This is a genomic window from Streptomyces sp. CB02058 (assembly GCF_001905505.1).
Classification (GTDB): domain Bacteria; phylum Actinomycetota; class Actinomycetes; order Streptomycetales; family Streptomycetaceae; genus Streptomyces.
The window spans coordinates 1,618,073-1,630,915 of sequence record NZ_LIPG01000003.1 but is presented as its reverse complement, the minus strand read 5'-3'; the positions used below and the strand labels follow the sequence as shown (position 1 = coordinate 1,630,915).

Genomic DNA, 12,843 nt, shown 5'->3' with positions numbered 1-12,843 from the left:
CCCCGCCGAGCCGAAGCCGCCAACGCCGCAGGCAACTCCTCCTCGGACATCTCTGTCGCCAGGAAAGGTATCCGGATGTCTGTCAGTACCGATTGAGCCGGGACACCGTCCGCTTCCGGGAACAGCGTGCGCAGGCTCTCGTGCCGGCCCACCACATCACCCAGCGCCGCCCGCAACGCCTCCCGGTCCAGCTCCCCCGACAACCGCAGCGCCAGAGGGATGTTGTAGGCGGGCGAGTCCTCGAACTTCTGGAGGAACCACAGCCGCCGCTGGGCGTACGACAGCGGCACCGGACCGGGCCGTTCCATCGGCCGCACCGGGGGACGTACGGTGCCGGAGCTGTCGATGCGCTGGGAGAGGCCCTCGACGGTGGGCGACTGGAACAGCATCCGGATGGTCAGTTCGGCACCCAGGGTGGCCCGGATGCGGTTGATCAGGCGGGTGGCCATGAGCGAGTGGCCGCCAAGGTCGAAGAAGCTGTCGTCCACACCGACCGAGGGCAGACCCAGCACCTCGGCGAAGAGGTCGCAGAGGATCTCCTCCTGCGGATTTCGGGGTCTGCGGCCCATCGAGATCGTCCCGGCGTCGGGTTCCGGCAGCACGGAGCGGTCGAGCTTTCCGTTCGCGTTCAGCGGGAAGGTGTCCAGGACGACGAAGGCGGACGGGACCATGTGCTCCGGCAGCCGCCACTGGAGGTAGTCACGCAGCAGCCTGGCGAAGGCGAACTCGCGCTCGGCCAGCTCCTCGTCCCGCTCCGCGACGACGTAGCCGACCAGGCGCTTGTCCCCGGGCCGGTCCTCGCGCAGCGCCACCACGGCCCGGGCCACGGCGGGATGCTCGGCCAGCACCGCTTCGATCTCGCCCAGCTCGATACGGAAGCCGCGCAGCTTGACCTGGCCGTCGGCACGGCCCACGAACTCCAGGCGGCGATCGGAGCGCCAGCGGACGAGATCACCCGTCCGGTACATCCGCTCGCCGGGTTCACCGAAGGGGTTGGCCACGAACCGGGTGGCGGTCAGGCCGGGGCGGGCGAGGTAGCCGCGGCCGAGTCCGGCTCCGGCGACATACAGCTCGCCGGTGACTCCGGGGAGCACGGGGCGCAGCGACGCGTCCAGGACGAAGACCCGTGAGCCGTCGACCGGACGCCCGATCGACGGAGGGTTCCCGTCCGGTTCCACGTAGCCGACGGTGGCGTGGACGGTGGTCTCGGTCGGTCCGTATATGTTGACCGCGCGGCAGTCGGGCAGCACCTCGTGCAGCTCCGAGACGGCGCGTGCCGACAGGGCCTCGCCGCCGAACACCACGCGGCGCAGGGCGAGCCGGGGCCAGACCCCCGTCCCGGCACCGGCGGCCAGCAGTTCGTCGAAGGCGGACGGCGTCTGGCTGAGGACGGTGACCTGCTCCCGGGCGAGCAGGTCGAGCAGCTCGCCGGGCGAGCGGCTGACGTCACGGGGTACGACCACGAGCCGTGCCCCGGTGAGCAGGGCTCCCCAGATCTCCCATACGGAGAAGTCGAAGGCGTACGAGTGGAACCACGCCCAGACGTCCGAGGGGCTGCACTCCAGCCAGTGGTCCTCACGGCGGAAAAGCCGCAGGGCGTTGGCGTGCGTGGTCAGAACGCCCTTGGGGACGCCGGTCGATCCGGAGGTGTAGATGACGTACGCCGCTTGGCCGGCGTCGCGGGTGCCGCCGCGCTCGTCGTCGCCGACCGGTCCGTCGCTCAGCCCGGCGAGGTCATCGGCCGTGTCCTGGCCGTCCAGCACGAGGACGGGGACGTCGAGCGAGGGCAGGCCGGGTGCCGTCGCGGCGTCGGCGAGTACGCAGACGGGCGCGGAGTCTCGGACGATCAGCGAGATGCGCTCGGCCGGATGGCCGGGGCTGATGGGCACGTACGCGGCACCCGACTTGACCACGGCGAGCAGGGCCACGACGGTGTCCGCCGCTCTGCCGAGGACGAGCGCGACCAGGCGCTCGGGCCCCGCTCCCCCGGCCAGCAGCCTACGGGCCAACCGGTTGGCCCGGGCGTCGAGTTCGGCGTAGGAGAGCCGCTCGTCGCCGCAGACAACGGCGATCGCGGACGGACTGCGCCGCGCCCGCTCCTCGAACAGTTCACCGAGGCTCATGTCTTGCACTCCTAGCGACGAGTCAGCGGCTGAACCACCGTCGGTTCGAATGACCATCGTATCAATGTGCTGTCGAACGAATTGGCGAAATAAAATACTGATGGTGCGTCAAATTACTTGCACTACACGGCAGTTCACGCCAAGGCGTCCCTGCGGTGAACCTCCAGCGTCGAGGGCCCCTGGAAGAGATACTGCGGCTGCGGTTCAGAGATGACGGCGTCGATTCCGAGGGTGCGGCAGTACTCCTGGGCGAAGTGACAGCCGGAGACCGCGAACACGACCAGTCGCGTGTGGTGCAGACGCGCCGTCAGCACGAGTTCTTCGAGCGTCTCACTGGCCAGGGTTTCCCCGCACACCAGCGCGACATCGCTCTCCGCGACGAGCCGCGCGCTCTCGTCGCCGGACACCACGGGGACTCCGAGGACCCCGCGCTCGATCAGCTCCGGGTCGAAGTCGCTCGCCGTGAGAGAGACGTCCTCCTTCTGGAGGAAATGGATCAGATTGCCCATGACCCCGACCTGAGCGACCCGGCGCCCCCCGCTCCGGCGCAGCTGCTCCATCGCCTCGCCGACCACGACCTCGGCCCGGGCCAGCGCCTTGCGCTCCGGTGTGCCGTCGATGCTCAGTGTCCGGTACGGCTCGCGGGGCAGGACGCCGAAGGCGGCATCGAGGATCGCGATGTCCTCCGCGACCGTGCGGCCGCGCACCTCGCGGGCGTCCCGGCCGATCAGCGCGTCGTGCGACTCCCCGAGATCGACGGTTCCGAAGTCGACGTAACAACAGCCCTGGCGCACCGTCTGCGCCATGACGAAGCTGTAGACCATGAACCGTTCGTACGCCGTGGGCTGGGACCGGTAGTCCACCCCCCACATGCTGCGCAGCACGAAATCCTCGTCCGGCAGCCCCTTGCCGCGCTCGGCTACCACCGCGCGCAGCGTGTCCAGGATCTTCTCCATGCCCATGCTCTCCTCATGCCTCATACGGTCACCGCGGCGGCGGTCCGGGTCTCCGGCTCGGCGGAGTTGCGCACGGTGCCCCAGCGTTTCGCGGTGGCCTCGTGGATGAACCAGACCTCCTCCTCGCTCAGCCGCAGCGAGACCACGCCCGGGAACGCTTCCTCGAAGAACGTGTAGGGCGGGCGGTTCTCCACGTCCGGCGAGTGGTAGTCGAGCTTCTCCGTCATCCCGTGCGCCCTGGTGATGGGGGTGCCGGGGTGGTACGTCAGGATGTTGGGGCTGGCCAGGACCAGCAGACCGTCGTCGATGAGCTGCCCCACCTCGGAGATCGTCTCCTCGATGGACAGCCTGGTCTCGCCCTCCAGGCCGAACAGCACCGAGCTGCCCACGGGGATGCCGGCGTCCCGGATACGTTCCAGGGCCATGCGCACCTTGGCGTTCCAGGGGAAGTCGGTGCTGCGGCGGACGTTCTTGTGCACGTGCTGCATCACCTCGGCCGACATGCTCTCGATGCCCATGTAGAGGTAGGTGCATCCGGCCTCGCGGAGCGCGTCCAGGACCTCCCGGACGTCCTGCTCCTTGTGCAGTGTGGTCAGCAGGTCGACCGTCACCTGACAGCCGACCTGGAGGTTCCGCAGGCGCTCCCAGTCCGCGTCGTCCGTGATCCACTTCCGGCAGCGCTCCGGCAGTTCGTCGGACCCCGACGCGGTGCGGGCGGCCCGCAGCGCCGCGCAGAAGGCCCGGATGGCCGGGAAGGTGCCGCTCCAGAAGATGGAGTCGTCGAAGAAGACGGCCTCCGCGCCGTAGCTCACGTACTCGCAGACCCGCTCCAGCGCCGCCTCGGCCGGCGACTCGACGAAGCGCTTGAGGCCGCCGGCGAGTACCGCCGACTCCGAGCAGAAGTCGCAGTGGTACGGGCACGCGTTGGAGACGGTCATATGGGCCGTGCGGGCGGCGCTGCCGTCGGCCAGCGGGAAGACGGGGAAGCGGGAGCGGACGGCGAAGCCCTGGTACGGGGAGGGCAGGCCGGCCAGGTCGAACTGGGGGCCACGGACGGGAAAGGCCTCCACGGCCTCGGGCAGCACGGCGCAGATCAGGGACGACCCGGGTATGCGCTCACCGGCGGCTCCCAGCAGGTCGAGCATTCGTACGACATCGCCAACGCGAGCCCGGGTGCGCCCCAGGTCCATGGCGAGGGCGATGGCCCGCATCAGCAGGTCGAGCGCGAAGTAGCCCTCGCCGGAGACCAGGAAGTCCACGACCGGACCCACCCGGCCGTCGTCCATCGCACGCAGGGTGCTGCTGTATTCCAGGGCGAGGGTCTTCCCGGCGGGCACGTACCGCATGGTCTCGTCGATGTGGCGGCCACCGAAGACGACCAGGCAGTCGGGCACCACGTCGCGCGCGACGGCGGCCATCTCCAGGGCGTAGCGATGCCCGGGCGAGACCGTGCTGATCAATAAGACACGCGGCTGACGGCGGACGAGTTCGGCGCGCAGGTCGGCCTGCGCCCGCTCGTCCCACACCCTGGGGTCGAAGACGGTGTGGTCGGGTGTGCTGTCGTTCTCGTCCCAGGCGCGAAGACCGTGTTCCGCTGTCAGCCGCTGCCGTTTCGTCACCGGAGTGCCCCAGTCCGGGCAGAGGTCCGAGAACGGTGAGCCGTCGCCCGCGCCGTGCCGTGCCGAACGGAGCCCGCTGTCCACCACCACGCTCAGCGCGGCGTACAGGCACATGGGGTCGCCGGGATAGGTGATCTCACCCTCCACGGAGGTCATCACCGGAGCGAGCGCGGCGAGGACCGGGAATCGTCGGGCGTTCCAGTTGATCCGCGCCGGATCACGGTGCCCCGACAGAGCCGCCAGTTCCGCGAGTCGGCCATCCCTCAGAAGCCCGACTTCCCTTTTGGCTGACTCTGTTGACGTCTCGTCGGATCTCGGCGTTGCGTAACAGGAGTGAACGATGACCCTTCGAGCGAGCATGACTTCCCCTTCCGGTGAGCCTGCTGCCGTTCATCGGCATGCGGCGAGCGGGACGAACACGGGAGCAGTGAAAGAGCGATCGCGGAGTGAACGGGGCGTGGATGTCACGGTCTCGACGGCCGGGCCAGGGGCTGAGCAACGCGAACACACGTATTGCCGGCCCCATTGGCCGCACACGGTCCCGTCACCACAGCCCCCCAACTGTCGCAGCCCGCCCTCAGGTCCCCGGGGACAGAGGTCCACCGGTCGGCAAGCAATTTTTGGATCTTACATGGCCCAACTTGATCCTTGGCGACTATCTCATGACCGCCTACGATCAACTCCGTCGCGTCGTGTGGTCGCGTCAGTTTCCTTTGTACGACGAGGAGTTACGAGTGACAGAAGCGCCACTCGCCCGCCTGCGCGACCTTGCCGGCCAAGGTGATCTCGCCGAGCACTACGGCTCGGTGGCCGGGATTCTGGCCGACATCGCGGCAGACGGCACAGTCGCCGACCTGATACGTGCCGGGACGCTGCTGAAACGACTTGACCCCGACCTGGTCAAAGAACGCCACCCCGGGACACAGGCGGTGTCACTCGCGGTGACGGGCTGTTCCACCTTGGATGGCCTGATCGCTCCCCTGACCGCCGAACTCGCCAGGCATGGCTGGGTACTCGAGCCTGACGTCAGCGATTTCGCCTCGTACCGCAAGGATCTGAGCGACACGACAGGCCGGCTCTACACCGGCAGCTTCGAAGCCGTGCTCTGCGTCCTGGACGCCCAGGCGGTACTCGACCGACTCCCCGGGCCATGGACCGCCTCCGAGGTGGAGGCGGCGGCTTCCGACTTCGGCACGGAACTCGAAGAGCTCACCGAGCGTTACCTCACCGAGGGCTCCGGACGGTTGGTGCTCAACACGATCGCCCTGCCGCGCTCGCTGACCCATCAGGTCATCGATCACGCGACGCGTTGCCAGATAGGTATTGTCTGGCGGGAGTTGAACATCCGGCTTCTCAGGCTCGCCGCCCGCTCCGACCGGATCGCGGTCATCGACATGGAGCCGCTGATGGCCGCGAGCGGTCCCCTCAGCGACGCGCGGATGGCCCAGTACGCGAAGATGCGCTTGAGTGACGAGCTGCTTGCCGCTTACGCCCGGGAAGTGGCCCACCTGCTCCGTGCGTTCCGTGGCCGGAGCAGAAAGGTCCTGGTTCTGGACCTCGACAACACGCTGTGGGACGGCATACTCGGCGACGACGGCCCGGACGGCATCACGGCGGCCTCGACGCTGCGCGGTGAGGCGTTCGGCGCCTTCCAGCGCGTCGTTCGCCAACTGGCCTCGCAGGGCGTGCTGTTAGCAGTGTGCAGCAAGAACGAAGAGACGCCGGTCCTTCAAGTCCTGTCCGCACACCCGGACATGGCGTTACGTCAGCAAGATTTTGTCAAGATCGTGGCCAACTGGCAGCCCAAGGACGCGAATCTGCGCCTCATCGCCCAGGACCTCGATCTCGGCCTGGACAGCTTCGTCTTCGTCGACGACTCTCCGGCCGAGTGCGGCCTGGTCGCGTCCACGCTGCCCCAGGTCGCCGTGGTGGGACTGAACGACGAACCCGCCCTGCACGTCGAACGTCTGCTCATGGACGACTGGTTCGCGACCCCTCGACTCACCGACGAGGACCGGCGCAGGATCGAGGGCTACCACACACTGGCGGCGCGCCGGCAGCTACGTGACGCCGCCGGATCCGCGGAGTCCTACCTCCGGGACCTCGGTGTCACGGTCACCGTATCGCGCGCCAAAGGATTCGAAGCCGAGCGGCTCTCACAACTTACGTTGCGGACCAACCAGTTCAACCTCACCGGTGAACGCCTGAGCGCGGCCGAGGTCACGACGCGGTGCGCGGACCCCGAGTGCCTGGTGCTCTCCGTACGGTCGGCCGACCGCTTCGGCGACAACGGACTGATCGGCGCCATCTTCGCCCGCCCCCGGGGCAGCGCACTGCACATCGACAACATGCTGCTCAGCTGCCGCGTCTTCGACCGGGGAGTCGAGACGGCGGCCATGGTGTCCCTCCTGACCCACGCCCGCGCACTCGGCCGCACGGCCGTCACCGGGACGTACCGCGCCACCGAACGCAACCGCCGGTTCGCGGACTTCTACCCCACGCTCGGTTTCACCCGCGGCGACAGCACCGAGGCGGAGGCCGAGTTCCGCCACAGCCTCGAAGAGGTGCCCGGTGTCCCCGACCACCTCCAGCTCGCCAACGACTTCGAGGAGCCCTCGTGATCACCCGCTCGGCCTTCCTGGACATCGTGTGCGACGAGCTGGGGCTCCCCCTGACGAAGATCGAACTGGACACTGATTTCGATCAGTTGCTGCACTGGGAGTCGCTTCACGTGCTGCGTCTTGTGGTGGCACTGGAGCGTGAGACCGGCCACCGCATCTCCGTGAGCCGGCTGCTCACGGAGCAGTCCCTCGAAGGCGTGTACCAACGGGTCATCGAGGGCGGCGACCCCAGGTGACGACCTCGCAGACGGTCTACCTACTCCTGGACCTCGCCCTCATCCTGGGCCTGGCACGTGTCATGGGCGCGCTGGCGCGCGCCCTGGGCCAACCGTCGGTCATCGGCGAAATCCTGGCCGGCGTCCTGCTCGGGCCCACGCTGTTGGGCGAACACCTCTCCGGCGTCCTCTTCCCCACCGAGGTGCGGCCGCTGCTGGGTGCGCTCGCCGGTGTGGGCATCGCCCTCTTCATGTTCATCGTCGGCCTGGAGATCGATCTCGGCATCCTGCGTGGAGGAGGCCCGGTCACCCTGTGGGCCACCCTCTTCTCGACCGCGCTGCCACTGGGTCTGGGCGCGGCGCTCGCGTGGCCGCTGATGGGCACGCACCAACATGTGTCGTCCGTGGGCTTCGTGCTGTTCCTGGCGGTCTCGATGGCCGTGACGGCGTTCCCCGTACTGGCCCGGATCATCGCCGACCGCAATCTGGCCCATACCCGGCTCGGCACGACCGCGCTCACGTGCGCGGCGATCACCGACCTCCTGGCATGGACCCTGCTGGCAGTGGTCGTGGCCGTCACCACGGGCAAGCAACTCGACTGGCGCCTCGCGCTTCTGGTGCCCTACGCCGCTCTGATGGTCACCGTCGTCCGCCCGCTGCTCCGCAGGGCGAGCGAGCGGGGCGCCGGTTCGCAGCCGGACGGTCCGGGATCCGGACGGGACTTCCTTGCCCTGGTCCTGGGCGGGCTACTCGTCTCGGCGGCCTGCACCGAGTGGCTGGGCCTGCACTACATCTTCGGGGCGTTCCTGTTCGGTGCCGTCATGCCTCGAGGCAGCGGCGGCAGGCTGCGCGCGGGCGTACTCCAACGGGTCGAACCGCTGTGCGTCCTGCTCCTGCTGCCCGTCTACTTCGTGCTCTCCGGCCTCAAGGTCGACCTCTCCCGGCTGAACGCGTCGGACTTCGGCGAACTGGCCGCCATCCTCGTCGTGGCCGTCACCGGCAAGTTCCTCGGCGCCTACCTCGGAGCCCGGCTCGGCGGCCTGGACAACCGCCACGCCGCCGCGCTGGGCACCCTGCTGAACACTCGCGGGCTCACCGAACTCGTGGTGCTCGGCGTGGGCCTGGAACTGGGCGTACTGGACAACAGGCTCTACTCCCTGATGGTGGTGATGGCGGTGACCACCACAGCGATCACCGGCCCCCTGCTCACCCGCATCCTGCGCACCGAAGCGTCCGAGCCCGCCGCACCTCGCCTCCCATCCACCAACGGCCCTGTCCATACGAAGGCCGGCAAGTCCGAGTGAAGACGCCTGCTGATCTCTTCGGCGCGTTGTCGAAGGATGACCTGGGCAGACGTCGGCGGCATGCCGGGAAATGCGGTGCACACGGGCATGCGTCCTGCTGGAGTCCGGCCGTCGCCAGTACCTGTGGTTGGCATCGACGCCCTCACCGCCCGGAGAGCGTCCCGGGCCGCGCAACCGGCCGGGCCGTCGGCCCGGCCGGTCAGCTTCGCTCCCGCAGTTTCTCCCGCAACTCCTCGTTCTCCGCCTCCAGTTCCGCGAGGCGTTCGGCGACCTCTTGCAGCGCGTCCGCGAGTTCCGCCTGCGAGTAGCGGGGAGTGATGTGCTTGGCGCAGTTCCACGCCAGCCCTTCGACCCGGACGAGCACCAGCCGTTCCCGAAGGCCGTCGGTGCCGAGCCTCCCGATCTCCTCCGCGACCCGTTGCGGGAGCCCGGTGTAGTCGTCGGCCTCCCTGGTCTCCGCGCGGCCGAGCACCTTCAACCGAGCCTGGTGCGCGTAGTCCATGAAGAAGAGCGAGACCCGGTCGTCCCCCCGGAGGTTGCCGGCGGTGATGTACTGCCGGTTGCCCCGTACCTCGGCGAACGCCAGCGTTCCCTCGTCCACGACGTGCACGAATCCGGCCGGTCCGCCCCGGTGCTGGATGTACGGCCACCCGTCCTCGCCCACCGTGCCCAGGTAGAAGCCGTCCCGCGCCCCGATGAATTCCGCCTCGCGGGGGCCGAGCCGGTCGGGTTCCACCGGCCCGTCCCGCAGCCGGTCCATCGCGCGGACGCTTCCCCTCTCCTCCTGCACGCGCCGGACGTTCCCGGTGAAGGCCACCTGGGCGTACCGGCTCATGCGGGTGCCCGTCCGGCCGCCGCAGCCAGCCGGTCCGCGGCCAGACCCGCGAGGAGACGGGCGCCGTCGCCGAGGACCTCGTTACCGAAGACGGCGTCCGGGCTGTGGTTGAAGCTCGCCTTCGCGGGGTCGCGGTCCGGTGGACAGGCACCGAGGAAGAGCATGGCGCCGGGCACCTGGTCCAGCACGAAGGAGAAGTCCTCCGAGGGGCTGAGCGGGATCGGGGACCAGACGAGCCGGCCCGGCCCCAGCGTCCGGTCGACCACCGCCGCGGCGAAGTCCGCCTCCGCCGGGTCGACGACGGTGACCGGGTAGTCCATGGCGTGGTCCACCTCCACCGTCACCCCGTGGGCCGCCGCGACACCTTCCAGCACCCGGGTCACACCGGACAGCACCTGCGCCTTGGCGCCCGGCCCGAAGGTCCGTACGCCGATCTTCAGCTCGGCCTCGTCCGGGACGATGTTGGCCGCCGTGCCGGCGTGGATGCTGCCGACGGAGAGCAGCACCGGGTCGAAGGGGTCGAAGCCCCGGCTCGCGTAGGTCTGCAGGGCCAGGACCATCTCGCAGGCCGCCGGGACCGGGTCCCGGAGCAGGTGCGGCTGGGAGTCGTGGCCGCCCCGGCCCCGTACGGTCACCCGCAGCGCGTCGCCGCCGGCCAGCAGCGGACCCTTGCGGGTGAGGACCGCGCCCGTCGGGAGCAGCGAGGACGCCACGTGCAGGGCGTAGGCGGCGACGGGGCGGCGGCCGGGCCCCGCCGCGTCCAGGACTCCTTCCTCGATCATCAGCCGCGCGCCGTGGTGTCCCTCCTCCCCCGGCTGGAACATGAGGATCACGTCGCCGGCCAGGTCGTCCCGCTGCGCGGCGAGCTGCCGGGCGGCGCCGACCAGCATGGCGGTGTGCAGGTCGTGCCCGCAGGCGTGCATCCTGCCCTCGTGGGCGGAGGCGTACGGGACGCCGGTCGTCTCCGTCAGGGGCAGCGCGTCCATGTCGGCGCGCAGCAACACCACCGGAGGGGGGCCGTCCGCCGTGCCGCCGTCACGGCCGCGGAGCACGGCCGTGACGGACGACAGGGCGCTGCCCGTCGTGATCTCCAGATCCAGTCCGTCGAGCGCGGCCAGCACCTTCGCCTTGGTCCGCGGCAGGTCGAGACCGACTTCCGGCTCCTGGTGGAGGCTCTCCCGCAGGCGTACGAGGTCCTCCACCGGGCCGTACGCGGGCAGCGGGCCGGTCACTTGGTCGCCGTGATGATGCCGTGCGGGGTGATGGCGTCGGTGCAGCGGGTGCGCAGAACCGAGTCGAACCCGACCTCCTTCAGGGACTCCTCGTACTTCTCCCAGGCGTAGAGCATCCCGCCCTCGCCGGCGACCGCCGCGAAGAAGGGGCTGGCGAGGGCGGCCATCAGGGGACCGTCGTAGCCGTCCTCGGACATGGAGTTGAGGATCATGACCCGGCCGCCGTCCGGCAGCACCGCGTGCGCGTGGGCCAGCAGCACCCGGATGCGGTCCTGCGGCCAGATCTGGAGCTGGTGCACGAACATCACGGTGTCGTACCCCTCGGGGTAGGCGTCCTCGAAGATGTCCCCCTCGACGACCTTGACGCGGTCGCTGAGGCCGGCCTCCTCGACCCGCTTGCGGGCCAGTTCGACCACCTTCGGGATCTCCAGCACGGTGACCTCGACCTCGGGGTGCGCCTTGGCCACCGCGATGGCCATGGTGGCGTCGCCGCCGCCGACGTCGAGGATGCGGCGGGAAGTGCTGAAGTCCCCGTAGTTGATGAGGTGCTTCGAGGCCACCGCCGACCAGGTGCCCATGAAGTGGTAGAAGACCCGCAGGAGTTCGGGGTCCTCGCTCAGCCGGTGGTAGACGGTGGCGCCGTCTCCGGGGTAGCGGCGCAGGCCGACGTTGGTGTTGTCCCGCAGCGACTCGGTGAAGTCGACCAGTCCGGGGTAGGTCACGTACGCCTCGAATCCGACGACCGCCTTGACCAGCTCCCAGTGGCCGCCGGTGAACAGGTCGGCGACGGACGTGGTGTTGAAGTAGCCCTCGTCCTTTCGTTCCACCAGCTTCAGCGAGCTGACGCCCAGGATCAGGATGTCCAGGGCCCGCTCCTGAAGACCGAGCTCTTCGAGGAGCTGCTGCCGGCCGGCTCCGGGGCTGCGCTCCAGCAGGTCGAAGAGGCCGAGTTCGACCCCGGCACGCATGAACTGGAAGGCGTTGTGTCCGAGCAGCACCGTGGTCAGGGCATCGGGGACGACGCTCTCGTGCGGGGTGAACGGGTTCTGTACCTCGGTCATGATGTGTCTCCCTGGTCTGAAGGGGTGTCGTCGGTTCGTCGGGGCCGCAGCGACCGCACGCCGGAGGCGGCGGGGGAACAGGGACGGTACGAGACTTCGGGTACGGCGACCGCGACCGCACCGATCACTCCGGGCGGTACGTCGGTCAGGTCGGTCAGGTCGTGGGGTCCGGGGCTGCCGGGCACGCGGATCCGGTACGCCCTGCCGGGGGCCGTCGGGCCGCACGGCAGGTCCGAGAGGTCCAGGCCGGCCATGACGGGCAGGCCGTCGCCGGTCGCCTTGACCAGTGCCTCCTTGCGGACCCAGGTGTGCAGCAGGGCGTCCGCGGGGGCGGGGGATACGCGGATCCGCCCGGCCTCGCCGGGCGTCAGGAAGCGGCGCAGTGCGCGGATGTCGCGGCCGGGCACGCCCCGGCGCGGGAGCCGCTCGACGTCGACGCCGACCGGGCGGTCCGCGGCAGCGGCGGCCACCACCCCGCCCGCGTACGAGAGACTGATCTCCGCTGCTGGTCCCCCGCCGCGCGCGGAGACGCGGGGGCGGCCGTGCGGGCCGCCGCAGTCGGGGCAGAGCTGGTGCAGGACGACGTCGAGCGGCGAGCCTCCCGTCCGGCGGGCGGCGCACAGACGGGCCAGGAAGTGCGCCGCGACGAAGTCCGCACGGGCGGCCTCGGTACGGGCGTCCGCGAGGCGGAGCGTCTCGGACGGGGTGAGGACGAACGCCTGGGCGCCGGGCAGCGCCAGCACGTCCCGGGTATCCGCGACCGCGACGGTCGGGGCGGCGGCCTCGGGGCGCGGGGACGGGCCCCGTACGCCCGGCACCGTGGCCGGGCGCTCTCCGCCGCCCTGGTGCCGCTCAGCCGCCATGTCGCGCACCGCTC

The 12,843-nt window shown here is 69.9% G+C and carries 10 protein-coding genes; 3 read left to right on the top strand and 7 right to left on the bottom strand.

Going from position 1 to position 12,843, the window contains the following annotated elements; all coding sequences use genetic code 11:
• From AMK10_RS20565 to AMK10_RS20555, 3 genes are all read right to left on the bottom strand, one after another.
• The coding region (locus AMK10_RS20565; RefSeq protein ID WP_158070886.1) for a non-ribosomal peptide synthetase at window positions 1-2,123 on the bottom strand (2,123 nt) is incomplete at its 3' end.
• Window positions 2,124-2,257: 134 nt separating this feature from the next.
• Window positions 2,258-3,079 carry a Rossmann-like domain-containing protein gene (locus tag AMK10_RS20560; RefSeq protein WP_073749254.1) on the bottom strand — a complete coding sequence of 274 codons (822 nt, stop codon included), beginning with the start codon at window positions 3,077-3,079 and terminating at the stop codon, window positions 2,258-2,260.
• 20 nt (window positions 3,080-3,099) lie between these two features.
• Entirely contained in the window at window positions 3,100-4,854 is a 1,755-nt protein-coding gene (locus AMK10_RS20555) for a B12-binding domain-containing radical SAM protein (RefSeq protein WP_198959730.1), read from the bottom strand.
• Between the two features lie 578 nt (window positions 4,855-5,432).
• Between AMK10_RS20555 and AMK10_RS20550 the strand changes: the two genes are divergently transcribed.
• Genes AMK10_RS20550 through AMK10_RS20540 form a run of 3 tightly spaced genes read left to right on the top strand, consistent with a single transcriptional unit; the run spans window position 5,433 to window position 8,838 of the window.
• Entirely contained in the window at window positions 5,433-7,319 is a 1,887-nt protein-coding gene (locus tag AMK10_RS20550) for an HAD-IIIC family phosphatase (RefSeq protein WP_241839595.1), read from the top strand.
• Window positions 7,316-7,555, top strand: coding sequence for an acyl carrier protein (locus tag AMK10_RS20545; RefSeq protein WP_073749252.1), 240 nt, complete (start codon window positions 7,316-7,318; stop codon window positions 7,553-7,555). The genes AMK10_RS20550 and AMK10_RS20545 overlap by 4 nt, the downstream gene beginning before the upstream one ends.
• Entirely contained in the window at window positions 7,552-8,838 is a 1,287-nt protein-coding gene (locus AMK10_RS20540; RefSeq protein WP_073749251.1) for a cation:proton antiporter domain-containing protein, read from the top strand. Before AMK10_RS20545 ends, AMK10_RS20540 begins: the two co-directional genes overlap by 4 nt.
• 199 nt (window positions 8,839-9,037) lie before the next feature.
• Here AMK10_RS20540 and AMK10_RS20535 read toward each other — a convergent pair whose 3' ends face one another.
• From AMK10_RS20535 to AMK10_RS20520, 4 genes are read right to left on the bottom strand one after another with little or no spacing between them, the layout of a single operon-like run.
• Entirely contained in the window at window positions 9,038-9,673 is a 636-nt protein-coding gene (locus AMK10_RS20535; protein ID WP_073749250.1) for a pyridoxamine 5'-phosphate oxidase family protein, read from the bottom strand.
• Window positions 9,670-10,905, bottom strand: coding sequence for a M20 metallopeptidase family protein (locus AMK10_RS20530; RefSeq protein ID WP_073749249.1), 1,236 nt, complete (start codon window positions 10,903-10,905; stop codon window positions 9,670-9,672). Before AMK10_RS20530 ends, AMK10_RS20535 begins: the two co-directional genes overlap by 4 nt.
• A complete protein-coding gene (locus tag AMK10_RS20525) occupies window positions 10,902-11,966 on the bottom strand; it encodes a methyltransferase (protein ID WP_073749248.1) in 1,065 nt (354 codons plus the stop codon). Before AMK10_RS20525 ends, AMK10_RS20530 begins: the two co-directional genes overlap by 4 nt.
• Window positions 11,963-12,829 carry a 4'-phosphopantetheinyl transferase family protein gene (locus AMK10_RS20520; RefSeq protein WP_143194970.1) on the bottom strand — a complete coding sequence of 289 codons (867 nt, stop codon included), beginning with the start codon at window positions 12,827-12,829 and terminating at the stop codon, window positions 11,963-11,965. The genes AMK10_RS20525 and AMK10_RS20520 overlap by 4 nt, the downstream gene beginning before the upstream one ends.
• Window positions 12,830-12,843: the final 14 nt, after the last annotated feature.

Excerpts from the sequence above, each read along its gene's own strand:
- AMK10_RS20525 (WP_073749248.1), bottom strand. The coding sequence starts at position 11,966 with ATGACCGAGGTACAGAACCCGTTCACCCCGCACGAGAGCGTCGTCCCC.
- AMK10_RS20535 (WP_073749250.1), bottom strand. The coding sequence starts at position 9,673 with ATGAGCCGGTACGCCCAGGTGGCCTTCACCGGGAACGTCCGGCGCGTG.
- AMK10_RS20555 (WP_198959730.1), bottom strand. The coding sequence starts at position 4,854 with ATGACCTCCGTGGAGGGTGAGATCACCTATCCCGGCGACCCCATGTGC.
- AMK10_RS20560 (WP_073749254.1), bottom strand. The coding sequence starts at position 3,079 with ATGGAGAAGATCCTGGACACGCTGCGCGCGGTGGTAGCCGAGCGCGGC.
- AMK10_RS20520 (WP_143194970.1), bottom strand. The coding sequence starts at position 12,829 with ATGGCGGCTGAGCGGCACCAGGGCGGCGGAGAGCGCCCGGCCACGGTG.